21 protein-coding genes and 1 other RNA gene are annotated in these 26,479 nt (G+C 45.4%); 19 read left to right on the top strand and 3 right to left on the bottom strand.

Annotated features, from left to right (window positions below; genetic code table 11):
- The first annotated feature begins 51 nt into the window (after window positions 1-51).
- The 9 genes from dinG (at window position 52) to ACSW3C_RS04815 (ending at window position 8,197) form a co-directional block, all read left to right on the top strand.
- Window positions 52-2,835 carry an ATP-dependent DNA helicase DinG gene (gene dinG / locus ACSW3C_RS04775; RefSeq protein WP_486561144.1) on the top strand — a complete coding sequence of 928 codons (2,784 nt, stop codon included), beginning with the start codon at window positions 52-54 and terminating at the stop codon, window positions 2,833-2,835.
- Between the two features lie 68 nt (window positions 2,836-2,903).
- Complete coding sequence (locus ACSW3C_RS04780; protein ID WP_486561145.1) at window positions 2,904-3,383, top strand: cell wall elongation regulator TseB-like domain-containing protein; 480 nt, start codon at window positions 2,904-2,906, stop codon at window positions 3,381-3,383.
- Between the two features lie 21 nt (window positions 3,384-3,404).
- Window positions 3,405-4,595: a pyridoxal phosphate-dependent aminotransferase gene (locus ACSW3C_RS04785; RefSeq protein WP_486561146.1), complete on the top strand. Its 1,191-nt coding sequence runs from the start codon at window positions 3,405-3,407 to the stop codon at window positions 4,593-4,595.
- Between the two features lie 39 nt (window positions 4,596-4,634).
- A complete protein-coding gene (gene asnS / locus ACSW3C_RS04790) occupies window positions 4,635-5,930 on the top strand; it encodes an asparagine--tRNA ligase (protein ID WP_486561147.1) in 1,296 nt (431 codons plus the stop codon).
- 20 nt (window positions 5,931-5,950) lie between these two features.
- Window positions 5,951-6,658: a DnaD domain-containing protein gene (locus tag ACSW3C_RS04795; protein ID WP_238083703.1), complete on the top strand. Its 708-nt coding sequence runs from the start codon at window positions 5,951-5,953 to the stop codon at window positions 6,656-6,658.
- Window positions 6,659-6,670: 12 nt separating this feature from the next.
- Window positions 6,671-7,321: an endonuclease III gene (gene nth, locus ACSW3C_RS04800; RefSeq protein ID WP_486561148.1), complete on the top strand. Its 651-nt coding sequence runs from the start codon at window positions 6,671-6,673 to the stop codon at window positions 7,319-7,321.
- Entirely contained in the window at window positions 7,314-7,652 is a 339-nt protein-coding gene (locus ACSW3C_RS04805; RefSeq protein WP_486561149.1) for a YpoC family protein, read from the top strand. The genes nth and ACSW3C_RS04805 overlap by 8 nt, the downstream gene beginning before the upstream one ends.
- Window positions 7,645-7,836: a hypothetical protein gene (locus ACSW3C_RS04810; protein ID WP_486561150.1), complete on the top strand. Its 192-nt coding sequence runs from the start codon at window positions 7,645-7,647 to the stop codon at window positions 7,834-7,836. Before ACSW3C_RS04805 ends, ACSW3C_RS04810 begins: the two co-directional genes overlap by 8 nt.
- Window positions 7,837-8,011: 175 nt before the next feature.
- The gene (locus tag ACSW3C_RS04815; protein WP_486561151.1) at window positions 8,012-8,197 is read left to right on the top strand and encodes a hypothetical protein; all 186 of its coding nucleotides are present in this window, start codon (window positions 8,012-8,014) and stop codon (window positions 8,195-8,197) included.
- 215 nt (window positions 8,198-8,412) lie between these two features.
- On the opposite strand, the gene ACSW3C_RS04820 is transcribed toward ACSW3C_RS04815, so the two are convergent.
- Window positions 8,413-11,115 (bottom strand): PBP1A family penicillin-binding protein, encoded by a 2,703-nt coding sequence (locus tag ACSW3C_RS04820; RefSeq protein WP_486561152.1) that lies wholly within the window; start codon window positions 11,113-11,115, stop codon window positions 8,413-8,415.
- Window positions 11,112-11,750, bottom strand: a complete 639-nt coding sequence (gene recU, locus ACSW3C_RS04825; protein WP_486561153.1) for a Holliday junction resolvase RecU — start codon at window positions 11,748-11,750, stop codon at window positions 11,112-11,114. The genes ACSW3C_RS04820 and recU overlap by 4 nt, the downstream gene beginning before the upstream one ends.
- 172 nt (window positions 11,751-11,922) lie before the next feature.
- Here recU and ACSW3C_RS04830 point away from each other — a divergent pair, with 172 nt between their 5' ends.
- The 9 genes from ACSW3C_RS04830 (at window position 11,923) to ACSW3C_RS04870 (ending at window position 22,173) form a co-directional block, all read left to right on the top strand.
- Window positions 11,923-12,294, top strand: coding sequence for a YppE family protein (locus tag ACSW3C_RS04830; protein ID WP_486561154.1), 372 nt, complete (start codon window positions 11,923-11,925; stop codon window positions 12,292-12,294).
- On the top strand, window positions 12,291-14,594 hold the full coding sequence (locus ACSW3C_RS04835; protein WP_486561155.1) for a DEAD/DEAH box helicase: 2,304 nt from the start codon (window positions 12,291-12,293) through the stop codon (window positions 14,592-14,594). The genes ACSW3C_RS04830 and ACSW3C_RS04835 overlap by 4 nt, the downstream gene beginning before the upstream one ends.
- A 41-nt stretch (window positions 14,595-14,635) precedes the next feature.
- Window positions 14,636-15,205, top strand: a complete 570-nt coding sequence (locus tag ACSW3C_RS04840) for a hypothetical protein (protein ID WP_486561156.1) — start codon at window positions 14,636-14,638, stop codon at window positions 15,203-15,205.
- Between the two features lie 292 nt (window positions 15,206-15,497).
- The gene (locus ACSW3C_RS04845; protein WP_486561157.1) at window positions 15,498-16,319 is read left to right on the top strand and encodes a lipid II flippase Amj family protein; all 822 of its coding nucleotides are present in this window, start codon (window positions 15,498-15,500) and stop codon (window positions 16,317-16,319) included.
- A gap of 429 nt (window positions 16,320-16,748) precedes the next feature.
- Window positions 16,749-18,014 carry a ribonuclease H-like domain-containing protein gene (locus ACSW3C_RS04850; RefSeq protein ID WP_486561158.1) on the top strand — a complete coding sequence of 422 codons (1,266 nt, stop codon included), beginning with the start codon at window positions 16,749-16,751 and terminating at the stop codon, window positions 18,012-18,014.
- A 99-nt stretch (window positions 18,015-18,113) separates the two neighbouring features.
- A complete protein-coding gene (gene gpsB, locus ACSW3C_RS04855; protein ID WP_207961772.1) occupies window positions 18,114-18,410 on the top strand; it encodes a cell division regulator GpsB in 297 nt (98 codons plus the stop codon).
- A gap of 60 nt (window positions 18,411-18,470) precedes the next feature.
- An RNA gene (rnpB, locus tag ACSW3C_RS04860) (RNase P RNA component class B) lies at window positions 18,471-18,852 on the top strand.
- 219 nt (window positions 18,853-19,071) lie between these two features.
- The gene (locus tag ACSW3C_RS04865) at window positions 19,072-20,199 is read left to right on the top strand and encodes a THUMP domain-containing class I SAM-dependent RNA methyltransferase (protein WP_486561159.1); all 1,128 of its coding nucleotides are present in this window, start codon (window positions 19,072-19,074) and stop codon (window positions 20,197-20,199) included.
- Between the two features lie 63 nt (window positions 20,200-20,262).
- Window positions 20,263-22,173 (top strand): ATP-dependent DNA helicase, encoded by a 1,911-nt coding sequence (locus tag ACSW3C_RS04870; RefSeq protein WP_486561160.1) that lies wholly within the window; start codon window positions 20,263-20,265, stop codon window positions 22,171-22,173.
- 51 nt (window positions 22,174-22,224) lie between these two features.
- Here ACSW3C_RS04870 and ACSW3C_RS04875 read toward each other — a convergent pair whose 3' ends face one another.
- Window positions 22,225-22,680 carry a chemotaxis protein CheX gene (locus tag ACSW3C_RS04875; protein WP_486561161.1) on the bottom strand — a complete coding sequence of 152 codons (456 nt, stop codon included), beginning with the start codon at window positions 22,678-22,680 and terminating at the stop codon, window positions 22,225-22,227.
- Between the two features lie 214 nt (window positions 22,681-22,894).
- On the opposite strand from ACSW3C_RS04875, the gene ACSW3C_RS04880 reads away from it, so the two are divergent.
- Window positions 22,895-26,476, top strand: coding sequence for a dynamin family protein (locus tag ACSW3C_RS04880; RefSeq protein WP_486561162.1), 3,582 nt, complete (start codon window positions 22,895-22,897; stop codon window positions 26,474-26,476).
- Window positions 26,477-26,479 lie beyond the last annotated feature (3 nt).

Consider the following 26,479-nt stretch of genomic DNA (forward strand, 5'->3'; position numbering starts at 1 on the left):
CGTTTGTATGGTACAATCCGTGTAGTATCCAAACAGGAAGATGATGATGGAATGACAACACATACATATGCGGTCGTCGATTTGGAAACGACCGGCCATTCACCTTCAAGAGGCGATCGGATTATCCAGATAGCTATTGTTTTGATCGAGGATGGAAAAATAACAAGCAAGTATTCACGATTTGTTAACCCAGGCAGGGACATTCCGATCTTTATCCAACAATTGACCTCGATTACAGAGGATGATGTAAAGGATGCACCGTTGTTTGACGATATTGCATCGGAAGTGTCGGCGCTGCTCGAGGGTAAAGTTTTTATTGCCCATAATACGGACTTTGACCTGTCCTTTCTGCAAAGTGAATTTACACGATGCCGTGTAAACAAATGGTCTGGTAAAAAAATTGACACGGTTGAATTGGCGAAAATCCTATTTCCGACTTCGCCGAGTTACCGGCTCCAAGATATTGCGGAAGAACTGGGCATATCTTTGCCTGCAGCTCATCGTGCGGATGATGATGCGGAAGCGACAGCCCATTTGTTTTTAGCTTGTCTTAGCAAATTGAGAAAGCTGCCTGCATTAACATTGAAACTGCTCCATCGCAGATCATTTTCACTCCGATCTGATATTTCCATGCTGATGTACCAGGCCTTGAACGAGAGCAGTGATCAAGAACTTCCAACTCAGCTTGCTGTTTTTCGGGGAATTCCTTACAGACGAGAAAAAGCCTATTCGGTGTTTACCAAAGCTGCAGCGAAGGCTTTTCCTTACAAGGACGACAAGGCAAAGTTGGAGCTTCTGGGAAAAGTGTTCCATCCAGTGGATAAAAGGGAATCACAATTTCAATTTATGGATGCTGTTTGGGATGCCTTGGAGTGTAAACAGGAAATTGCAACTGAGGTACCGACGGGCATCGGTAAGACGATGGGCTATTTATTTCCGGCTGCCATGTATGCCGCGAAAAAGGGCAAACCCGTCGTCATTAGTACGGGAACGAATCATCTGATCGACAAAATGGCTGTTGAAGATTACGACAAGATCAGCCGGATGATGGAAGCCGATCTTCGCATTGCTGTTCTAAAAGGCAGGGAACATTATATTTCATTAGGGAAGCTGGAGGAACTGATGCGGATCATCGATGAATCATACGATGAGACATTTGCAATCATGCAAATTCTCGTCTGGCTCACCGAAACCGCTACGGGTGACTTAACAGAACTGAATGTGTCCGGAGGTGGTCAATTGTTCCTGGACAGGATCCGGAAGCAATCTTCTGTTCTCCCGCAAGATGAACAAACTGCCGATTTTCACAATCGGATGTTGGCTTCGTGTCCACATGCAGATCTGATTATCACCAATCACTCGACGCTGTTATCCGATAGCTATCGCGATAAAAAAGCATTCCAATCAATTGGAGGGTTAATAGTCGATGAAGCCCATCAGATGATACAAATCGCCAATCATTCGAATGAAACGGTCCTTTCCTATACGAATTGGAAATATGTCATCGGACAAATTAGCTCAGACGCGGAGGGACAGCTTCTTTTCGAAGTCGACCGTCTGCACAAACGTTTTGGGACATTCAGCCAATATGCTAAGGATCAGCTATTCGAATTGCATGATGCGTTCATGCATGCGTTCGATGATGCGATCCGTCTGTTGACGGAATCACCGAATGAGCAGCCTAACAGCGCCAGGAGCAATCGCATTGTGGTGCCGCTGGCTTCCTTGCAATTAGATAGCCAGCCGTTAGCGCGTGTCGCAGAATCGATGTATCAATACTATAAATTTGCGGAGTCCTACCCGAGTGCTTTATCTGCTGTCCAGGATCAGATGACAGACAAAGAAAGGGCTTATCTATCCGAATGGGCCTACTGGGTTCGGGAATTAGCGATCAAAGCAGGGGATTGGGTCGAAATTTTTCTCGATGAAAAAAGGGAGAATTTTGCGATCTGGCTGGAAAAAGATCGACGCAGCATCCCAGGCAGCTTGACTGTTGTGAAAAGCCCGATCGACGGTTCATCCCATATTAGCCAATTTATCTCTGAATTAAAGAAAGAGCATGTCGGGATTGTATGGACTTCAGGCACAATGTCTGTCCAAGAGGACAAACGTTTTGTATTACGCCAGCTCGGCATAGAAGAGAATGTTCCGCTCATGACATTTGAGGCGCCGCCTCATTTTTATGATGGTGCGAATATCTTCATTGTGAAAGATATGCCCGACATCCAGCAGGTTGCGCAAAGCGAATATGTAGAAGCCGTCGCGGATGCCATCGTTCAGACGGTTATGGCGACAGGCGGCAGGCTGTTCGCGTTATTTACCTCACTGGATATGTTAAGGCAGACGTATGAATTGATTTTGGAAAGTGAGCTGCTTTCCGAATATGCGTTAATTGCTCAGGGGGTGAGCTCTGGCAGCCGCATGAAGCTGCTGAAATCATTCCGCCAATTTGAGCAGTCCGTCCTTTTTGGGACGAATAGTTTTTGGGAAGGAGTGGACGTTCCAGGTGATGCATTATCAGCAATCATCATCGTTCGGCTCCCATTCACTTCGCCCGATGATCCAGTATTTAAAGCGAGAGCGGACAAATTGACGGATTCGGGTATTAATCCTTTTACCGGCTATGCATTGCCAGAGGCGATCATGCGATTGAGGCAGGGGTTTGGCCGTTTAGTGCGGTCTTCTGGGGAAAGAGGCTTCTTCATCATTTTGGATCGAAGGATTGAAACAAAGTCGTATGGCAGACGTTTTCTTGATTCCTTGCCTTCCGTTCCCATAAAAAAAGTGTCGCTTGAACGTATGGTGAACGAGCTCGAAGATTGTTATAATGAATAAGAATCCAAAAGAGCTTATGGATTGAATAATTAATTGCGAGATGTTTCCGAGACAGGATGTGGAAGTTTTTGCTGAATTGGATAAAATTTATAACCGCTTTTTTGCTTGCACTCGGAATCGCCATCTTTATCCTTGTTTTCTATAATGCGAACAAACCGTTTGCTACAGTCGGGGATAAAAGCGCTGAAGTCGCTTTGTCCTCAGGGAAATTGGCCACTGCCGAACGGTCCGAAACGTATAATGGAACAACTTCTCTCGTTACGGTGTATGGTAAAGATGAGGCAGGTAAAGAAAAGGCCGTCTTCATCAGCACCGATAAGGGGGAAGTGGTTGGCGAAGTCGCACTTGCAGATGGCATCTCACCCGATAAAGCAATTCAGGCAGTTAAAAAAGAATTGAAAGTGGATAAAATTCTCCATGTAACGTTAGGCTTGGAGGAAGACCACCCGATATGGGAAGTGGCATTCCGAAGCGAAAACGGCAAGTTGAATTATGTCTATGTGTTTTTTGAAAACGGACAGTGGTGGAAGCGTATCTTGAATCTTTAAGGCATAAGGGAGCGGATGAAATTGACAAAGGAATTGGCATCAAGAGTTAGTACATTAACCCCTTCAACAACATTGGCCATTACAGCGAAGGCAAAGGAAATGAAAGATGCCGGAATCGATGTGATTGGTCTTGGAGCGGGTGAACCGGATTATAATACACCGGCAAACATCCTAGAAGCGGCGTATGAGTCGATGAAAGACGGAAAGACGAAGTATACGCCTTCCGGAGGCCTTCCTGCTCTTAAGGATGCCATCATCGATAAGCTGCAAAGAGATCAAGGGCTTGCTTATGTCCGGAACGAGATCATGGTAGGCGTCGGCGCCAAGCATGTCCTCTATACATTGTTTCAAGTTATCATTAATCCTGGTGACGAAGTCATCATCCCCGTTCCGTACTGGGTCAGCTACCCGGAGCAAGTCAAACTTGCCGGCGGTGAACCTGTCTTCGTAGAAGCGGGAGCGGATGCGCACTTCAAAGTGACGGCTGAGCAAATTCGGGCAGCCATCACGGAAAAAACGAAGGCGGTCATCGTGAATTCGCCAGGAAATCCGACCGGCATGATCTACTCGGAAGAAGAGCTGAAACAAATAGCTGAAGTCTGCAAAGAGAAGGATATTTGGATCATTTCGGATGAAATTTATGAGAAGCTGATTTACGGAGATGCGAAGCACACATCGATTGCCCAGCTATCTGAAGATGCAAAACAACGGACTTTTATTATTAATGGTGTTTCCAAATCTCACTCCATGACAGGGTGGAGAATTGGTTATATTGCCGGCGATAAAGAAGTCGTTTCGGCGATGACAAACTTGGCAAGCCACTCTACATCAAATCCGACGACCACTTCCCAATATGCCACAATCGAAGCGTATAATGGGCCACAAGATGCTGTAGAGAAAATGAGACAAGATTTCGAATCACGTTTGGAAAAGGTATATCCGCAACTTGCTGCGATTCCAGGTTTTAAAGTCGTAAAACCTCAAGGTGCATTTTACTTGCTGCCTGAAGTATCGGAAGCGGTTAAGAAAACAGGCTTTTCAAATGTCGATGAATTTGCTTCCGCTTTATTGACAGAAGCAAAAGTCGCAGTCATTCCTGGTTCCGGTTTCGGTTCTCCGGATACCATCCGCCTTTCGTATGCGACATCGATCGATTTAATTGAGGAAGCAATTAAACGGATGCGTGAATTTGTTGAAAAGAACTGGAAATAATAAAGCAAACTAAAACTGCAATAGTATTTGGAGGTCCTTATGAAAACAATTATGATACACGAGATGCCTGATCATGTAGGCGAAACAGTAAAAATGGGAGCATGGCTTGCCAACAAACGTTCCAGTGGTAAAATTGCATTTTTGCAGCTGCGTGACGGCTCCGGCTTTGTCCAAGGCGTTGTAGTGAAGGAAGAAGTGGGAGAAGACATGTTCGCAAAAGCGAAGTCTTTGACGCAAGAAAGCTCCCTATATATTATCGGAGAAATAACAACGGATGAACGTTCTTCATTCGGATATGAACTGCAAGTAAAGGAAATTGAAGTGATTCATGAAGCCGTGGATTATCCGATTACACCAAAGGAACATGGCACTGAGTTCCTAATGGATCACCGCCATGTGTGGCTACGTTCCAGAAAACAACATGCTATCATGAAAATCCGTGATGAAATCATCCGTGCCACATATGAGTTCTTCCATATGAATGGTTTTGTGAAGATTGATCCGCCAATTTTGACGGGATCATCACCAGAAGGTACATCTGAATTATTCCATACTAAATATTTCGATGAAGATGCGTATCTATCCCAGTCTGGCCAGCTTTATATGGAAGCTGCTGCCATGGCGTTAGGAAAAGTATTCTCATTCGGTCCTACGTTCCGTGCCGAGAAATCAAAGACTCGCCGCCACTTGATCGAGTTTTGGATGATTGAGCCGGAAATGGCGTTTGTTGAGCATGCAGAAAGCCTTGAGGTTCAAGAACAATTTGTTACGCATATTGTCCAATCCGTTCTTCAAAACTGCCCGCTTGAACTGGAGCGGCTCGGACGCGACATTTCCAAACTTGAAAAGGTGCAAGCTCCGTTCCCACGCATTACATACGATGATGCTATTAAATTCCTTCATGAAAAAGGATTTGACGACATCCAGTGGGGCGATGATTTCGGTGCACCACATGAAACAGCAATCGCGGAACACTATGACAAGCCGGTGTTCATCATGCATTACCCGATTGGCATTAAACCATTCTATATGCAGCCGCATCCGGACCGTGATGACGTTGTCCTATGCGCCGACTTGATCGCGCCAGAAGGCTATGGCGAAATCATTGGCGGATCTGAGCGGATTCATGACTATGAATTGATGAAGCAACGGATCAAGGAGCACAATCTGGACGAAGCTGCCTACGAATGGTATTTGGATCTTAGTAAATATGGGGCGGTTCCGCACTCCGGCTTTGGACTTGGTTTGGAGCGGACGGTCGCATGGATTTCTGGCGCAGAGCACGTCAGAGAAACCATTCCGTTCCCACGTTTATTAAATCGTCTTTACCCATAATAAAGAGAGGTGTTCTGACAATGCAACAGGAAGAACGGCTCCGTACTTGGATTGAGCAGGGAAATGTAACCATTTCCCAGCTTTTTTTTCAGCGTTATAAATCACTCGGCATAAAAGATGTGGATGCCATGCTTATCCTGCAGATGCTTTCATTTCAATCGGCAGGTGTCATGTTTCCAATCCCGCCCGCATTTGCAGAGCGGATGCAGCTAACTGAAAAAGAAGTGACGGATATTCTTCAGCATCTCATGCGTCGAGGTTTTCTGGCGATCGAGCAAAGTGAGGATGAAAAAGGGGTCCTTCATGAGAAGTTCTCCCTGCTTCCACTATGGAGCCGCATCATGGAGCAAATCGCTATAGAAGAGGGACAGGCAGAAGAGCAGAATAATTGCAATGAAGAAGGAGAAATCTTTACGCTGTTTGAACAGGAATTCGGCAGGCTTCTCTCGCCGATGGAATGTGAAACCATTTCCATGTGGCTTGATCAAGATGGCCACCGAGTCGAGGTCATTCGAGCGGCACTAAAAGAAGCGGTGCTGGCGCAGAAATTGAGTTTGCGTTACATCGACCGTATTTTGTTCGAATGGAAGAAAAAGAATGTGAAATCACTGGAGGATATCGAGCGAAATGTGAAGCCGTTCCGTTCTTCGATCGGACGGCCGATGCCCAAGCGCGAGGCAACTTCGGGTAAAATTCACTTTTACAATTGGTTGGAAGAACGGGAATAGGGTGATGCTGACATGTTAACAAAAAAACAATGGGAAGTATGCCTGGACGAAATTGCCAAAATGTTCCCGGATGCCCATTGTGAGCTAGTTCATAAAAACCCTTTTGAGCTGGTCATTGCAACGCTGCTCTCCGCACAATGCACGGACGTGCTCGTCAACAGGGTGACAGCGGATCTTTTTCAGAAATATAAAAAACCAGAAGACTATCTGGCGGTACCGCTGGAAGAATTACAAAATGATATCCGGTCCATTGGTCTCTTTCGAAATAAAGCGAAAAACATCCAGGCGCTGTGCAAGCTGCTAGTAGATGAATACGGCGGAATTGTCCCGGGAGATCGCGACTTGCTAACGACCTTTCCTGGTGTAGGAAGAAAGACCGCCAATGTCGTCGTTTCCAATGCATTTGGCATTCCCGCATTAGCCGTCGATACCCATGTGGAGCGGGTAGCAAAAAGGCTCGCCATGAATCGCTGGAAAGACACGCCTCTTCAAGTAGAGGAAAAGCTCATGCGCTGGACGCCGAGAGAAAGATGGTGTGATGTCCACCACCAACTCATCTTTTTCGGACGTTATCATTGCAAGGCCCAAAAGCCGAATTGTCCCGAATGTCCACTTCTCACAATGTGCAGAGAAGGGAAGAAACGGATGAAAGAGAATGAGTGACAAGATGGAGGCTGCAAAAAGCAAGGTGGACAATGCGATAATAAAATGGTCATCGTTGCAGGAAGCCATCCAACAAGGTCGAGCGGAGAAAAATCCATCCGTCGAACAATGGATGAGACAAGCCATTCAATTATACGAAGAAATGCTCGCCGTATATTGTGGTGCAGTGGATGAAAGAAGTGCCATTGAACCGATGAACGGCAAAGAGCGGATTGATTTCGTCAAATTAAAACTGCGCACTCCACAAGCATTCCAGCAATTACAAGCGCTTTTTAAGGAAGCTGCCAAAAAGGCAGCCAGTCTCCATGCACGGAGCAAAAGAAGTGAATAGTGAGAAGACCGTCAGCAAACATGTTTGCTGTACGGTCTTTTTTTTAAGCGGATGGATGGTCCAGCATTTGATTCACAATAAAAAGAAGGGGGCTGTTCAGTTGAATCATAAACTGGACAGTTTTAAAAAATTGTTGGCCGGGAAAGAGGAGAGCGGCTGGTCAGTGGATAGGAGAGGTAAATAATATACGAGCGGTTAGCCGGGATATACGAGCGGTTGACGAAAATACGAGTTGAAGAAATTGCGGGATGGCCAGCGATATGTTGGATTGCAGGAAGGAGAGGATGTTGGAATAATCGAGCTGTAAACGAAAATACGACCAGTTGCAGATATTGTGGGGAGGCCAGAGATATAGCTCATTGCAGGACGAAGAGAATGTTGAAATAAACGAGCGGTTAACAAGCAGATACGAGCGGTACGCCGGAAGATACGAGAGGTTACAGAAATATATGAGCGGTTGGCAGGTTATACGAGCGGTTGGCCAGTGGAAACGAGAGGTTGTAGGAATATACGAGCGGTTAGCCGTGATAATCGAGCGGTTGTAAAAATTATGACTTGACGACGGACATAGCCGCAATCGATCAGTGCTCAATGGAGAACAAAAAGATAGCAGAAATACGTGAGCAGGCACTCTATGTTCAAACAAGCAGAACTATAAAAAAAATCAGGTGGAGAAAACGAAATGTTTTCTCCACCTGATGTGATTGGGCTTCGTTGATTAACTAACAAATGATCTAACAAGCAAGAACCAGTTAACAGATCATTCGCCGCTGTCCGATCCATCCTCGGTACCTGGATTTCCTCCAGTTTCGTCAGTTCCTCCCGTATTCGGGTCGCTGCCGCCTGGGTTGCCGCCAGGATTTACATTACCGCCGGTGTTGGATCCGGAATTCCCACCGCCACCGGTATTGCCATTCGTGCCGCCGTTATTACCGGTATTGCCGTTATTGCCATTATTTCCATTGTTCCCGTTGTTGCCGCTGCCGTTGTTTTCTCCTTCACCATTTTCTTGGTTGTCGGAGCCGTCTTGATTTTCATTGTAGTTTTCGTCAGGGTTTTCAGTATTATCTTCTACTTGCTCTTGAATAAAGAGGGAAGTGGAAGCTGGATCACTTACTAGTTCACCGGCGATCGCCACTACAGAAAATTCATACGTTCTTCCAGCCTCTACACCAGTTAATGTGACAGAGTGGTCAGATGTCGTTGTCAATTCCTCCGCTTTGCTTCCGTCTACGGAAACAGATACTTTAAATTGAACAGGTACATCGAGCAATTCTGGGTCTTGCGGATTATGAGACCAGCTGATAGCGATGGAATTGGAATTCGCATCATAATCTGCAGACAATCCGTTTGGCGCTTCGAGTTCAGTCACTTGTTCTTCAACGACTTCTGTCGGCTTCGTGCCTTTGACGAACAGTTCCCGGCTCGTCATACTGCTTGGCGTAGAAGCGGCTGCAAGTACAATCGGATTGGAGCCTTTAACAATGGTTGCTTCCTCAACTGAATTCGGCTGTTTGAAACGTGCTGTCTCCTTACCGGAAGACAATTCACCCATGACTGTACGGAAAAGATTTTGCGGTACATACCGTCCTTTATCATACGTCTTGATCGGTGTATTGTAGTTTTTATAACCGCCCCAAACGGCGATTGTATAATTTGTCGTATAACCTGCAAACCAAGAATCCGGAACGTCTGTATTTTTCAGGTTATGCTTATTTTTTGTATCAGACGAATAGTTAGTCGTTCCAGATTTACCCGCGATATCAAGTCCGCTGACATTTGCAGTTTTACCTGTACCTTGGGTTAGAACATCCCTCAACATATCCGTCACCATGTAGGCAGTCGAGTCTTTCATTGCATTGACTGGATCCGGCGTCATGTTACGTTCTGTCTTGCCGTCACGCATAATGATTTTCTTCACGGCATGCGGTTTTGTATAAATCCCGCCATTGCCGAACGCTGAATAAGCACCCGCAATTTGAACTGTTGAGAAATCATATTCTCCGCCGCCGATTGAATGGGCGGAATTCAATTTTTCATAAGGGAGACCCAGTTTGCGGGCAAAATCACCACTCTTTTGTGTCCCGACTTCTTCAAAGATTTTTACGGCCGGAATGTTACGAGAGCGATAGAGCGCTTCTCGGATGGTAATCGGTCCCGCATATTTTCCATCAACATTTCGAATCTGTTTGTTTGTTCCTTTGTATGTGTACGGTTCGTCGACAACGATTGTACCCGTCGACCAGCTGAAGTTTTCGATAGCCGGTCCATAGGAGAGAATAGGTTTGATAACCGATCCAGGTTGTCGCGGATTATCAGATGTTGCAAAGTTCATATTTCGCCCAGAGTAATTACGACCTCCGCCAACAGCAACAATTGCGCCTGTTTTCGTATCCAATACTGTCATGGCTGCCTGCATCTCTTCAGATTCATAAATGCTGTTGTTATTGATCGCATTTTCTACCGTTTCTTGCGCTTTCGGATCAAGGGCAGTCTGGATTTTGACGCCTTCGGAGAGCAAGCTCATCATGCCAGCTGATTCCAACTCATCTAGAACTAGATCGACGTAAGCCGGATACTTCGATTCGGCATAATCCTGACGCTGGTCATCCGGTAAAAGGTGCGCAGTGACAGGAATGGCTTTTGCAGCTTCCATTTCTTCTTTTGTAATCTTCTTATGTTTATACATAAGATGAAGAACTGTATTGCGCCGTTTTTCCGCACGCTCCGGATTTTTGAGCGGATTGTACCCATTTGGAGATTGCGGCATGCCAGCTAGCAAAGCCATATCCGAAAGCTCCAGTTCATTAAGCTCTTTGCCGTAGAAATATTCGGCTGCGGTGCCAATCCCGTAAATACGGCCGGACATCAGGATTTTATTGAAATACATTTCAAAGATTTCTTCCTTGGAATATTCTCGTTCCAATTTAAATGCAAGCCATGCTTCCTGCGCTTTCCGTTTTAATGTCTTTTCATCAGAAAGGAAAGAGTTTTTAATGACTTGCTGGGTTAATGTAGAGGCACCTTGAGATCCAAACCCGCCTCTGAAGTTAGCCAGAACCGCTCCGCCCAGCCGGTAAAAGTCCATTCCGTGATGTTTAAAGAAACGAACATCTTCGGTAGCGAGAATCGCATCCCGGAGTTCTGCCGGAATTTCGTCATACGGTACAAACTCCCGCTTTTCCGCTCCAAACTTCAGAAACACATTTCCGTCCATATCAAGCAGTTCAGACGTCAAAGGATCCTTTAATAGGGACTCATCGAGTTCCGGGGCAGTGCTTGCATAGTACGCGAACAGCACGGCGCCTCCAAGGAACAAGGCAAACCCTACTGCGATCACAGCCAGAAAGATCTTTTTAATAATATGTTTTGGCCCTTTCGACGGACCTTTTTTTCTGCCTTTTCTTTTTTCGGCAGATTGCTGCTGTCTTCGAGCAGATCTTGAATTCACATTCTCACTCATTCTATTTCCTGCCTTTCAGTTGCTTCCTTTTGAAGTCGATTTAACCACAGACGGACAGCTTGCAGATAGTCAAGCCTAGGATTAAAACCTGCTTGGATTTCTATGGACATTTCTTCCATTTCTCCAAGTGTTATAGATTTTCTTCCGCCTGCTATCTTCCTTTCCCATTTTTCTACGAAATACTCATAGGGAACGACAAAATATCGATCAAGTGAGCTGAAATGAATGAGCAAAAAGGCAATTCCGCCTTGTTCATGCACTCTTTTCATATGTTCCACTTGATGTTCATGGATATTTTGCAGCGGAAAGGAAGTCAAACTCTTTGTTTCCTTCGCTTCGAAATCGATATGTTTCCCGTTCCAAACACCATTGTAATCGGTAGTGGATGGAGTACGGAAATAGGCTTCCGTAATAACAGCTGCGCTTCTCGCAGGATAGTTCACGTTGACGACTTGGATGGGCACCGGTTTTTTATGGATGACAGCAATGCCGTGGCTTACATAATATTCATTTGTCTCATTCAACTCATCCTCCAGCGTTTTACCGCGGTTCCCGAAAGAATGATTCACTTTCCGTGGTCCATTTGATTGGCTGGAAGGTGTATATTTCCTTCCATTCGGATAGCGTATTGTCAAACTTACCACCTCGCATTACCTATCATACCACAATGATTGGACGGTTTTGTTCTTGAAAAGTTGCTGTTAAGTTCTAACTGTCGTGGAAAAAAGAATACGTGTTCGTTAGGAGTGGTGAATCGAACATGTTTTTGATAGACTGGAAGAAAAGGCTCAGATAGGATGAAAGCAAATGACAAGTATCAAATCTAGGACTGAACAGCTCCTCGTCGTCTGTGAAGAATGTTTGGAGCGGCATGCCGAAATGAGAAGGCTGGACCTGGAGCCAGATTTTTTTAATGAAGTTAAACCATATGCAGACGAGCAATTCGAATTGCTTGATACATGGAAAGATGAGATTCTAACATGGATTCGGCGGGATCGACCGAAATATATTCACTTGCAGCAAATCCTTGCGCTTGATGATATGATGAGGCAATTTATTGTCCAATCATTTTATCAGAAGACAGGGAAAAAGCGTTTCGTCCAATCCATTCAATCGGCTCGTTATACATTACAGACCGTAATCAAAGCACTAGAAGAGCGAGAGGAAGACCCATCATGAAGACGGAGAACAAGACAATTGCAGATGTAATAGAAGAGTTGAGGAAAGATCCGTCATTCGGTGAGAACATCATTCATTACCGGAAGATTGAGGGGAAAGATGCTACGTATGCAGAATTTCCCGAAAATCTGCATCCTTCTATTGTAAAGGCGCTTGAAACTAGAGGCATTCGCAAATTGTACAGCCATCAGAGAGAGGCGTTCGACCTTGCTTCACGAGGTCGCTCGATCACTGCGGTTACGCCGACCGCTTCCGGCAAATCATTATGCTATCATTTGCCAGTGCTTCAAAGCATTTTGGAAGATGAAGCATCACGAGCGCTTTATCTGTTCCCGACAAAAGCGCTGGCACAAGACCAATTAGCAGAATTGCACTCTTTAATTGAAGCAAGCGGCGAAACGATTTTAAGTTACACCTTTGACGGAGACACAGCGCCCGGTCTACGGACCAAGGTACGCAAGTCCGGACATATTGTCTTGACCAATCCGGACATGCTCCATTCCGGCATTCTTCCTCATCATACGAAGTGGGTCTCTCTCTTTGAAAACTTGAAGTATATCATCATCGATGAATTGCACACATATAAAGGAGTGTTCGGCAGCCATGTGGCGCATGTGCTCCGCCGATTAAAACGGATATGCAACTATTATGGAGCGGACCCTGTTTTCATTTGCACTTCGGCGACGATTGCCAACCCGAAGGAACTGGCAGAAACATTGACGAATACCGAGATGAAACTGATCGCAAACAACGGGGCCCCTTCCGGAACGAAGCATTTTGTTTTTTATAACCCGCCTGTCATCCATCCGACGTTCGGGATTCGGAGAAGCGCTGTATTGGAAGTGAGGGATTTGGGTGCCTTTTTATACAGGGAAGGCATTCAGACAATCATCTTCGCTAAAAGCAGGGTGCGGGTTGAAATGCTCGTTACTTATATGAAGGAATTGACGAAGAAAAAGCTGTTCGATGAAACAGTGATGGGGTACCGGGGCGGTTACTTGCCTTCCGAAAGGCGGAAAATCGAAAAAGGGCTGCGTAACGGGGACATCCGGACAGTAGTCAGCACGAATGCGCTGGAGCTTGGCATCGATATCGGCCAACTGCAGGCTTGTATTATGACCGGGTATCCGGGAAATATCGCAAGCGCCTTTCAGCAAGCAGGACGGGCGGGGAGAAGGCAGGACGATGCGTTAATCCTTTATGTAGCGCAATCCATAGCGCTTGATCAGTACATCATTGATCATCCGGACTATCTCCTCGGCCAGACGCCGGAGGAGGCGCTCATCCATCCTGACAATATGCTCATCTTAATCGATCACTTGAAATGCGCCTCTTTTGAGCTTCCGTTCTCGTTGACGGAAACGTACGGAGAATTCGAAGTGCAGGACTTGCTCGCGTTTTTGGAGAGCGAAGGAATTCTTGTCCAGACGTCTGACAAGTGGCACTGGATGACCGACCGTTTTCCTGCCAGTGAAATCAGTCTCCGGTCCGCTTCCCAGGAAAATGTCGTCATCATCGATAAGACAGTGCCGAAAGGGACGAAAGTGATTGGAGAGATGGACCGCTATAGCGCCATGACATTGCTCCATGAGGAAGCGATATATATTCACCAGGGGACCCAGTATCAAGTAGAGAAACTGGATTGGGAGGAAAAAAAGGCTTACGTGACTGAAGTAGATGTCGATTATTTTACGGATGCGAATTTGGCGGTCGAATTGAAAGTGATGAATGAGGATAAAACCGAAGCTGCCGGTGAACTGGTGACTTCTTACGGGGATATCGCCGTGCTTGCGATACCGACCATTTTCAAGAAGATTCGTTTTGACACCCACGACAACATCGGTTCCGGTCCTATCTCATTGCCGGCAGAGGAACTTCACACTTCATCGACCTGGCTCTCATTCGAAGCACCAGAAGGATGGAAAGAATCCGATTTGACAGATGCCATGACGGGCGCAGCCCAAGCGATCCACTCTTTTATCCCGATTTTCGTCAGATGCGACCGAACAGACATTCATGTCGTCCCGCAAGTGAAAGCGACGCATACAGGAAAACCGACATTTTTCATCTACGACAGTTATCCTGGCGGCATTGGACTGAGTGAAAAGCTGTATGATCGATGGGATGAGTTGCTGGATTTAGCGGCAAATCATGTCTCGTCTTGCCGTTGCGAAGCAGGGTGTCCGGTTTGTATCGGAGCACAGGAGGCCGGTGTGAAATCAGGGAAGAGGCGAGTCGTTGGATTGCTCGAGGACCTGGCTCGTAAAGAAAAAGGGAAAAACACTTCAAGTCATCTCTGAGCATCTGGACAGCCTTGTCCAGGGAATTGGGGGGATTGTAGTTGAAGCAATGGATTGTCACTTTAATATTTTTGATGTTCTTCGTCCCATATGTTTATCTTTATATTCGGCAAATCATTAAAATGAACCAAACGGTCACTTTTCCTGTCACGGAAGAAGACGTAAAGGGTATTCGGAGACAGCCGAAAGCACCTATTGCTTTGCCGATCATCTCTCATCAAAAAACAGGACTTTATTTGAATGGTATTCTCATTTGTCTTGCGCTCTTTTTGGAGAGCTTCAAAATACTTGGCTATTTTATGGATTGGACATCCCTCAGCTTTATTCTCCCTGGATTGGTCAACTATAACCAAAGTTGGAATGTCTTTGCTTTTATTGACGACGGGGTGTTATGTGGTGGAAGGTTTCTTCCATGGAAGAGAATTCAATCCTATGAATTCGAGCCGATAGACAAAGATCACCGTTATTATGGATATGTTTCTGAAGTGAACAGCGGCTATGAGCTGGAGATCAAAACAAAGTTGTCTTCAGTTAATTGTATTGTGACTTCGGAAGCAGCAAAAGAAAAGTTATCAGGGATATTGGATTCTCAATTATTGAGCATAAAATAATTATCACGTATCAGCTTTCTAATAGAGGGAGATATGTTCACTGGATGAACATAGTCTCCTTTTTTTCGTGTTTAATATATAAATTTCTTTAATTTTGTCTTCCCCTCATATGGATACCCCATATTGTGTCACCTAAGCATTCACAATAGTTTCTTAAATGACTATTTTGCATGACATTAAAGTACATCAATCCACTTCAGCTTAAGACTATAATAAATAATGGAAACATTATCTAATTGTCTTCGTTACTATATAGTATTGGAAAATAAAACAAATAAAAGGGGGGCGGGTCATGTCCTTGGAATTTATTTCTTCACAATTGCTTGTGATTGCATTATTTATCTTAATCATTCATTCAATTGAAACCTTAGTGTATTCAGTCCGTCTATCGGGAGCAAGAGTGAAACTGTTAGCATCTGCACTTTCCTTATTTAATGTGATGATTATGGTATCAAGGCTGGCGAATATGATGCAGCAACCCTTTACAGGCAGCTTGATTGATAATGCACCAAAGGAAAATGCCCTAGAATTAGTTGAAAGCCAATATCGGTTGCTAATCGGTTCTGCAACCGTTGGCACGATCATTGGTTTACTTTTGCTACCGACATTCATTGCTGTTTTTTCGAGAGCCATTATTTTTCTAGCTGAAGAACGAGGTTCAATTCCGGCGCTGTTAAAAAAGGGATTTACCTTTTCGTATATCAAACGTGCAAAAAAGCATATTCATTTCCCTAGGTTAGCATATTTGAAAGATATGAATTGGCGAGATATACCTATTCAATTATTTTGCATTAATATCTTGATCACTGCCATTTATACAATCGGTGTTTTGTCCGCACTCTATGCAGCACTGCTTGCACCTGAACGGGCAACAACTGCTGTGATGGCGTCTGGTTTAATTAATGGGATTGCTACGATTCTGCTTATCGTGTTTATTGACCCGAAGATCTCAATCCTGGCAGATGATGTCATTAACAAAAAAGGGAACTATGTTACTTTGAAAAGTGCCTCGATATTGATGGTGACATCAAGATTGGCAGGAACCCTTTTAGCGCAGGTCTTATTCATACCGGGTGCAAAGTATATTGCCTGGTTTACGCAGTTTCTTATGTAGTTTCGTAATAAGGTCGAGAGGTATTGCACAGATCCTTACACTACTAAATTAATTGGATCTACAAAGTAAAACACCCTCATCACTGCAATTAAGTAGGTTCATCATTTGTTGAACATAAATGAAAACACCTTAGCGGTTAGTGCCTGTAAAGACCCAAACAGTCTATCACCATAACTATCCTCCCGATTAGTGCCCACTTAAAACGAGTCCATCTGTTCATCTGACTTCAGTTTCGTTTCAAATAAATCAACCTGCCATTCCAATAGATTTGTCTCCAACATCCCTCTACTCTATAATGAATGATAATGTTCTATTCATTTTGAGCATTTCATTGAGGTGGTACTATTAAAATTCTACAATCTTTCATACGATATAGAGTTCCATATGATTCCGGCTTTCTGGTGGATGGCTCAGTTAGGGGGAGATTTCATGTCATACGAGCAAAAGTTGATGCAGATGAAGAAGCTGTTGAAAAAGAATGATGTGGTTAAGGAGGAAGCACCCGTTCAGCCAAGACGGATTGTGCCTCCAGCCCCTGCCTATGAAGATCAATGGCTGTCAGCAGGACTTGAAAAAGAACAAAATGACTTTGGAATCGTCTATAAACGTGTCGTCACATATGGAGCGCATCATTTGCATGGCAGTTACAAGCTGTCTGATTTGAGGCAGACAATGGCGCAATGGGGTACAGAGACCGCAAATCATCCGCTTTGTCCGGACCCTTCGAAACCGATTGTCTTTTTTGATACGGAAACGACCGGGTTGAAAGGGGCTGGAACGCTCATTTTCCTTCTCGGCTTCATGGAGGAGGCGGGGGACGGGTTCCGGTTAACGCAGTACGTGCTGCCCGGACCAGATCATGAAGCGGCCTTCCTTTACGCTTCCGGTCTTTGGGACAGAAAGCTTTCACTCGTTATGTATAACGGGAAGAGCTTCGACATGCCTCAAGTCGAGACGAGATGGACGATGAACCGCACCCATCTCCCCCCCCTCGTTAAGCATGATGCCATTGACCTTTTGCACGGATCGAGACGAATTTGGAAAGATGAGCTGGATTCCTTTAAGCTGACGGCGATTGAACAGTCGCAGCTCGGTTTTTACCGGAAAGGGGACATTCCGGGTCATATGGCGCCGATCATTTATCAGGATGCGGTGAAAAGCGGCAATGCCGAGTTGTTGATGAAAATTCTTGCCCATAATGAATGGGATATACTCTCACTCGTCACGCTGTATATCCGCTCGACTGATCTGTTGCTTCAAGAGTCACTTTCCGAGAGCGCTATTTCTGCAACGAATATCGGGAAATGGTATGCCGATCTGAAGTCGTTCGGCAAAAGTAGGGATTTCCTTGAGCGAGTAGTGGCGGAACATGGACTGCGCCATCCGCTAGCCCATTACCACTTCGGCTTCGTATTAAAAGGAGACGGCCACTTCGAGGATTCAGTGAAAGCATTTGAAGTAGCTGCAGAACATTTGCGAGGGCGGGAGCGAATTATTGCACTCAGCGAAATGGCGAAATTATTTGAACATCGAATACGAGATTTTGAGAGAGCACTGGCAAGTACAGAACGGGCTCAGCTAGTATTAAATAAAGATCCGGAGCTCAGCAGGCGCTTTCGAGAACGGATGAAAGAGGACTTTGGGAAAAGGGAAATTAGATTGCTCGGAAAAATATTTCCCGGGCAAGCGCAGTAACCGACAAAATACGGACAACCATTACTTCTTCTTAGGACATGGATGTACAAATTATGCTATAATGTCCGTACGTAATCATGAATGGAAGGGCGTCGTCGCATGGAAATAAAATTGGATTCCAAAACGATTCTTGAAAAAGAATTCAAAACAGGGATGCGTGGTTATAATCAGGAAGAGGTCGATCTGTTCCTGGATCAAGTCATACAAGACTATGAAGCATTCAAGAAAACAATTTCCGAATTGCGTGTGGAAAATGAAAGATTAAAAGAGGAGCTGGCATCGCAGCAAAAACGGCCTGCCACACAAAACACGGGTACGACAAATTTCGATATCCTTAAGCGGATTTCCAATTTGGAAAAGCATGTGTTTGGCAGCAAATTGTACGATCATGAGTAATCCCAGACAATGACATTGAAAAATAATGAAAAATGAAGTATACTAACGATACCATATGAAGAATTCAGGTAATCGCTGCAACACCTGTTGTAGAGGAAAGTCCATGCTCACACGGTTCTGAGATGACCGTAGTGTTCGTGCTCGGCGAAAAAATAAGCCGGGGCAGCGTTTTTACGCTGACGGCGGGAAGAAATCCTACGTTCCCTTTGGGAATATGGATGACATTCCCTGAAAAGTGCCACAGTGACGTAGCCGGCTTGGAAACATGCCGGGTGGAACGAGGTAAACCCCGCGAGTGAGAAACCCAAATTATGGTAGGGGCGCTCTTCGAAAGGAAATGAACGGACGAAGGGACAGACCAGGTCTGTAGATAGATGATTACCACCCTAAGTACGAGGCGAGAGCCGTTTGAGTACACGGGAACAAAACATGGCTTATCGGATATTCTATGGGATTAGTTGTATACTCAATGCCCTCCTGTACTGGAGGGCATTTTCATTTTTCATGAAATGTTTCGGCCATATGCCAGCATTCAGTTTTTTATTCAGGTGAATGAAATCGTTGGCATTACATATTCACGGACATGCTATAATAGATATTTGGCGTAGCGTGTATAATAATGACGAAGACGCTCGTGCGTCGGGAATGGAGCTGAACATGAATGAGCTTATATAATCTTGTCGCCACTTCTGCAATGGGACTTGAATCGATTGTTGCGGATGAAGTGAAGGCACTTGGATATGAAACGAAAACTGAAAACGGGAAAGTTTATTTTTCGGGTGACGCGACAGCGATCGCCAAGACGAATATGTGGCTTCGGGTCGCGGATCGCGTCCGTGTCATTGCCGGAGAGTTTACAGCCACTACGTTTGACGAGCTTTTTGAGAAGACGAAGTCAATTGAGTGGGAAAAGTTCCTGCCGGTGGATGCTGCTTTTCCTGTTGCAGGGAAATCAGTAAAATCGACGCTGTATAGTGTGCCGGACTGTCAAGCGATTGTGAAAAAAGCAGTGGTGGAACGGTTGAAAACGGCTTATAAGCGTATCGGTTTTCTTGATGAATCGGGTCCGCTTTTCAAATTGGAAGTTTCCATTTTAAAGGATAAGGTGACGATCACCATCGACTCGAGCGGGGCAGGTCTTCATAAACGGGGTTATCGTGTTGGACAAGGGGAAGCTCCGCTGAAGGAAACGATGGCTGCTGCACTCGTTAAACTGACACGCTGGAATCCAGATCGTCCGTTTGTCGATCCATTTTGCGGTTCTGGGACTATCGCTATTGAAGCTGCGATGATTGGACAGCAGATCGCACCAGGCTATAACCGGGAATTCAGCAGTGAACAATGGCCTTGGATTGATTCAGCCATTTGGGACCGCATCAAGGAAGAAGCCGAAGACTTAGCCAAGTATGACCAGCCTTTATCCATAACTGGCTCAGACGTCGATCCGAAGATGGTTAAAATCGCAAAGCAAAATGCGATGGAAGCCGGATTTATGGACATTATTGAATGGAAACACCGTGACGTGAAAGACTTGGAAGTTGAAGGATTGAATGGTGTACTAGTGGGGAACCCTCCATATGGAGAGCGACTTGGCGAAATTGAGGAAGCGGAAGAATTGGCTCGCGTTGTCGGTCATATAATGGAACAGTATCCGTCCTGGTCGGTCTATATGCTGTCTTCACTCGAAAACTTCGAGGAGATGTATGGCAAGAGGGCGACGAAAAAACGGAAACTGTTTAACGGATTCATACGTACTGATTTCTATCAATTTTGGGGTCAGCGCAAATAATGAAACATGTCTGGAAGGGGCCGTGCCTCTTCCTTTTCCTTGTACACGGAAAGGGGAAATCGAATGAACCGGAAAATACCGTTTTCATTAACAAAAGATAAATCTTTTTATGAATCACTGAATGACTGGATGGGTGACGTCCTGTACGACGAGTTGACGGAAAAAGGTTTCGAATGCCGGGACGAACAAATTTTCATGGCATTTCAGATCGAGCAGGCATTAAAAGCGAAAAAAGTGCTTCTTGCTGAAGCGGGCGTCGGAACAGGAAAGACGATTGCCTATTTGCTGCCGGCTCTTGCTTATGCCCGATATACAGGAAAGCCGGCGCTTATTTCCTGTGCAGATGAAACATTGATTGACCAGCTCGTTAAAGAAGAAGGGGATATTCGCAAGATCAGCGATGCCCTGCAGGTGGAAATTGACGTCCGGCTCGCCAAAGCCCGGGATCAATATTTATGTTTGAAACGACTGGATGAAACGGTGAATACATCCCTCGAAGATTATCCGGACGAAGTGGATGAAAGCTTGCCTTCCTTTGTCAGAGGCAATGCCTCCTTGCAATCGGTTCATCCATATGGCGAACGCTCTTCATTTCCAGAGCTGGATGATGCGCAATGGAGCACGATCAATTTTCATCCGACCCAGCAATGCGAAGCATGTGATATGCGAAACCGTTGTGGACAGATCATCCATCGGAACCATTACCGGGAAGCGACGGATCTGATCATCTGCTCGCATGACTTTTTCATGGAGCATATTTGGACAAAAGAGTCCCGAAAGCGCCAAGGCCAGCTGCCACTGTTGCCTGAAGTTTCTATGGTCGTGTTTGACGAAGGCCATCTATTGGAATATTCCGCGCAGCGCGCGCTCACGTACGAAGTGCAAAAAAGCACGCTGCTTTCCTTGCTGGAGCGAATTATGGTCGATGGCATTCGGGAGGAGACGCTTCAGTTGATGGAGAGGCTCTTTTCCACTCATGAAGATTTCTTTGACCTTTTGGAGCAGCATGCATCTTCTGAAGGTGAACGGAAAAAGATCACCAAATCGAATCGTTTGCTGCAATCCGGCAAAGATGCCATTGCCATTTCCAACAACTTGTTGGAAGAATTCGTTTTTGAAGGGGAATTGTATGTCATCCCTGAATATGACCTCAAAATGGTAGAGGAATATTTGGAGCAATACATCTACTCGATGGGCATTTTCCTTGAAGAGAGCGACGCGGTAGATTGGATGGAAGAACGAAATGGCGAACCAACACTTGTCATCATGCCGCGGCTTGTAACTGATATCTTGAGAGAGAATCTATTTAGTTCACCGATGCCGATGGTCTTCTCCTCGGCAACCTTATCGGTCGGCCAGGACTTTACGTATTTATTGGATAGTTTAGGGATCGAGGATTTTCTATCGTTCTCTGTAGAATCCCCATTTGATTATGAGGAATCGATGAAAATTGTGGCTACGGAATTGTCTGCCGAGGACAAAGCGGAAACAGCCATGAAGCTCCTCGACGATGAAGAGCAAACACTCATATTATTTAAATCTGAACAATCGATGCTGCGTTTCAGGGAACAGCTGCCGGCATCTTATCGCGAATTCATCGAATTTGAAGGAGATCGTGAACTGTCGGCTATGGTCCAAGACTTCCAGCAGAAACGAGCCCGTGTCCTCTGTTCCTATCATTTGTGGGAAGGTCTTGATATTCCTGGTGATGCGTTGACACGCGTCATTATTTATGATTTGCCTTTCCCTCCATCCGATCCGTTGTTTGATGCGAGGAGGCAACATGCGGAAGATCCTTTCAAAGAGGTCGACCTGCCATTCATGCTGCTACGCTTGCGGCAAGGAGCCGGCCGGTTAATTCGTACCTCTGAAGATTACGGTACCGTTCATGTATTCATGGAGAAGGAAGAAAAGCCGTTGCTGGAGGAAATCAGCAAAGTGTTGCCCGTTCAGGTTGAATTGGCTGTTAGATAATAAATATGCTGTCCTGACTATCAAAGGTACTTGATAGCAGGGCAGCATTTTTTATTCATTATCCACTGTCAAAATGACGTTGAGCATGGTTTCGTCTTCAAATCGGACGGGTAGTTTGAAGGCGTGTTTGAACCCATAGAATTTCGTTTCTCCACGCATGACAGTCGGGGTGGAGATGTCGATGATATAATCATCCTTTTCTAATGCCGTGCACAAGTTGCCGGCAATCATGTTGCCCAGTTCTCCCGTGAAGGATTCAATCATTTCCCCTTCGATGATCATGCCGAACATCGAGAGGCCGATTGAGCCGATCACATCAGATGTGGTGTCAATAATTAAACGTCCTTTGACTGCCCCAACGAGACCGATCAACACGCTTAGTTCTTTCTGTTCATAGGGTTGAACGGTCATCGCTGGAGCCAGGACATCAAATTTCATCGGCAAAACGGTGGTTAAAGACGAAATGGTTCCATTCAGGATCTTCTGTATATCGCTTGCTGTATCCATATAAATTCCTACCTCTCACTACGGTGTATGTATAGTGCAATAATACCATAACAAATCAAGTTGTTATAGTACATTTTTCAATATTACAGATAATTAATTTATACTAGAAAGCGTTATTGCTGTTTTACCGTTTCGCCAAAGTCTTCTGAAAAATCGTCATTGGACGGAAAAATGGTATGATAGGGAGAGACTTTAAGGAAGGATCGAAAACGAAATGTCACAGATGAATAAATACATACAACAAACCGCGTTATACGGGGAAATTTTTAAAAGAGATGAAGATGAGGAGCGATATAAGAAAGCGAAGCTCCTAGCACATAAGTTGGACAAGGGTGAATTCACCATAGGCTTTGCCGGCCATTTCTCAGCAGGAAAGTCCTCGATGATCAATGCGCTCGTCGGCAGTGATTTATTGCCTTCCGGGCCAATCCCGACAAGTGCGAATATCGTAAAAGTCGGCAAAGCGGACACTGACCATGCCATCATCCATCAAACAGATGGAGCGGCGTATTTATATGAGGGACAGCATTTTGCGGAAGCAATCAAATCTTTCAGTAAAGACGGCCGATCTGTCGCGCAGGTCGAAATCGGGTATACCGGCTCTCAGCTGCCGGAAGGGATAACCGTCATGGATACACCGGGAGTCGATTCAACGGATGATGCACATAAGTTGTCGACCGATTCCGCATTGCATCTTGCAGATCTTGTCTTCTATACGATGGACTATAACCATGTGCAATCCGAACTGAATTTCACCTTTACAAAAGAGCTGTTGAAATACAATGAAAATATGTACTTGATCATTAATCAAATCGATAAGCATCGTGATTCTGAGCTGCCTTTTGCGGCTTTCAAAAAGTCTGTTGAGGATTCCTTCGCACTATGGGGTGTGAAGCCAAAAGGGATTTTCTACACATCCTTGCGTGCAAAAGATATGCCGGATAATGATTTTTCAAAAGTACAGGAGATTGTACAAGGATCCATCGAGAATCGCCATGAGCGCATGGCGGAGAATGCGTCTCACGCGCTCCGTAAATTAATGGATGAGCATATCCTATTTCTGAAAGAGGAAATGCAAGAGCGGAAGGAAACGTATCGAGATATCGTCCTAGATGACGAGTGGAACCAACTAGAGGAACTCGAAAAGGAAGTACGCGAACAAGAAAAGGAATTGCATCTCTTATCAGGTGATGAGTTTGCCGCCAATTTCGAACAGGAACGCAAGAAACTGCTAGAAAGTGCAGCCATCACACCGTTTGAAACGAGGGAACTGTTGAGATCCTACTTGGAATCGAAATCCTCTCGTTTTAAAGTCGGGCTTTTATTCGGCGCAAAAAAGACTGCTGAAGAGAAGGCGCGGCGGAAGGAAGCATTCTTCGAAAACCTAGATACGCTCGTGCAGCCTCAAATCGGAGTCCATTTGAAAGCGTTAATGAAAAAATCGTTGAAAGAGACCGGATTGCTGAATGATGAGCGTTCGATTGAAATTGATACGATGGATTTTCAGCTTCCGATTGATGAGATTGATGCACAGCTGATTGCAACGGATGTGGTAACTGGGGAAACAGTCCTCAATGTGACAGAACATTTGAAAACAGCGATCTACTCGGCATTCCGGAAGATGACTGAGGGCTGGAAAAACGAGATGGCAGCACTTGCTTCCACAAGAGGAAATGAAAAGGCTGAATCGATGATGCATTCAATTCGCGTTTTAGATGAGAAAGTGGCAGCCATCCAGCATGTGCAAAAATTGCAGAAAGCGCTAGACAGCTTGGAAACAGAACTTGCTTCCCCTTCTGCAGAGATGGTGAAGGCGGCAGAGTCTCTGCTAAGTCAATGGAATCAACCGGAAGAGCTTCGTACGATCGACTTTACCGAAAAGGGAAAAGTGGAAGCATCGGCAGCTATTGAACAACAGGCAACAGATGTGCCTGCTGAAGAAAAAGTATCGGCAGATGGTGCGCAAGTGATCAGCCGTGCCCTTGAAGTCGCAAACGCTGTGGAATCCATTCCAGGGTTTTCTGAAACAGTTTCCTATTTGCGACATAAAGCCGATCGGCTGGATGGACAGGAATTCACGGTGGCATTATTTGGGGCGTTCAGTGCTGGGAAATCATCGTTTTCAAATGCGTTGATGGGGAATTCCATTTTACCAGTGTCGCCTAACCCGACAACTGCGGCGATCAATCGAATCCGTCCAGTCTCGGAAACAAAGAAGAACCGGACGGCAGATGTCCATTTGAAATCGGTACAGGAGATGTTCGAAGACATTTCATTTTCATTCCAGGCGTTAGATATGCCTGTGAAGGATTTGGATGATGCCTATGCCAAAACGGCGGAAATTCTGGCGAAGGAATTGCAAGAGGAAAGTCTGCACATCCATAAGACATTCATCAAGGCATTTGCTAAAGGTTATGAAACGTTCCGGAATTCACTCGGAACTACGCTGACTGTTGAAGAAGAGGAATTTACCCGCTATGTGGCGGAGGAGGAACGCAGCTGCTTCGTCCAATCTATCGATTTTTATTATGATTGCCCGCTCACAAGGGAGGGAATCACGCTCGTTGACACGCCTGGAGCGGATTCCATCAATGCCCGCCATACCGATGTGGCTTTTGAATATATTCGAAATGCGGACGCCATTTTGTTCATCACGTACTATAATCACGCGTTCGCTCGGGCGGACCGAGAGTTTCTCATTCAGCTTGGCCGTGTCAAAGATGCTTTTGAACTTGATAAAATGTTCTTCGTTGTCAACGCGATCGATTTGGCAGCGAATGAGGAAGAAGCAGAGGCTGTTAAAACATATGTTGCCGAGCAGCTGACGATGTTTGGCATCCGTCATCCGAGGGTGCACGGCATTTCGAGTTTGCGCGCATTAGAGTCTAAACTAGCTGGGCAATCGGATGAAGAGATGGCTGAATTCGAGTCGAATTTCCATCATTTCCTCCAGCATGATTTGCGGGGCATCGCCATCCAAGCGTTGCAAGAGGAAACTTCCAAAACGGTTCAGCGCGTTGCCAGCCTGATTGAACGTGTGGAGTCGAACCGCACGCGGAAAGCGGAACGGATACAGGAATTGGATAAGCTGGAGCAGGAAGTCCGGATCCAATTTGCAGACGGCTTTACTGAAGTGATCGAGCGTGCATCCCGCAATGAATTGAATGAACTGATCTATTATTTATTGCAGCGCGTGTTTTTACGATTTGGCGATTTCTTCAAAGAAGGGTACAGCCCATCGACTTTTGCCAAACATCCAACCGATCGTGCTTTGAAGCTCGCACTTGATGAAACCGTTCAAATGCTCGGCTTTGATATTACGCAAGAGCTGAAAGTAACCAACTTGAGAATGTTAAACTTCTTGAAAAAGCAGCTGATGGATCGGGAACGGGTCGAAAAACGGAAGCTGACGGAAAAAGACGCAGCACTCAGCTTGTCTCCTTATGAGTCGAGTGAAGCGGACATGCTTACTTTCACAGCACCTTTTGAAACGACTGAGAAATACAAAGCGGTAAACAAATACTTTAAAAACCAAAAAGCCTTCTTCGAAAAAGGCGATCGCGATAAATTGCGGGCGGCTCTTGAGGAAGTGCTTAAAACCGATGCATCCAATTATTTGGGGAATGAAAAGGAAAAGTTGGATCAATGGGCAGAGCGGTGGATCGAATCGGAGGCGGAAGGATTGCGTCAGCATCTATTATCCGGAAGCTTGGAACAAATCCGTTCAGAACGATCCTTGCTGGATGACACGGAACAATTGGATGAATGGCGCGCCATCTACGCGGAAATCGAATAAGGG

Source organism: Sporosarcina sp. AD_1 (assembly GCF_057373025.1).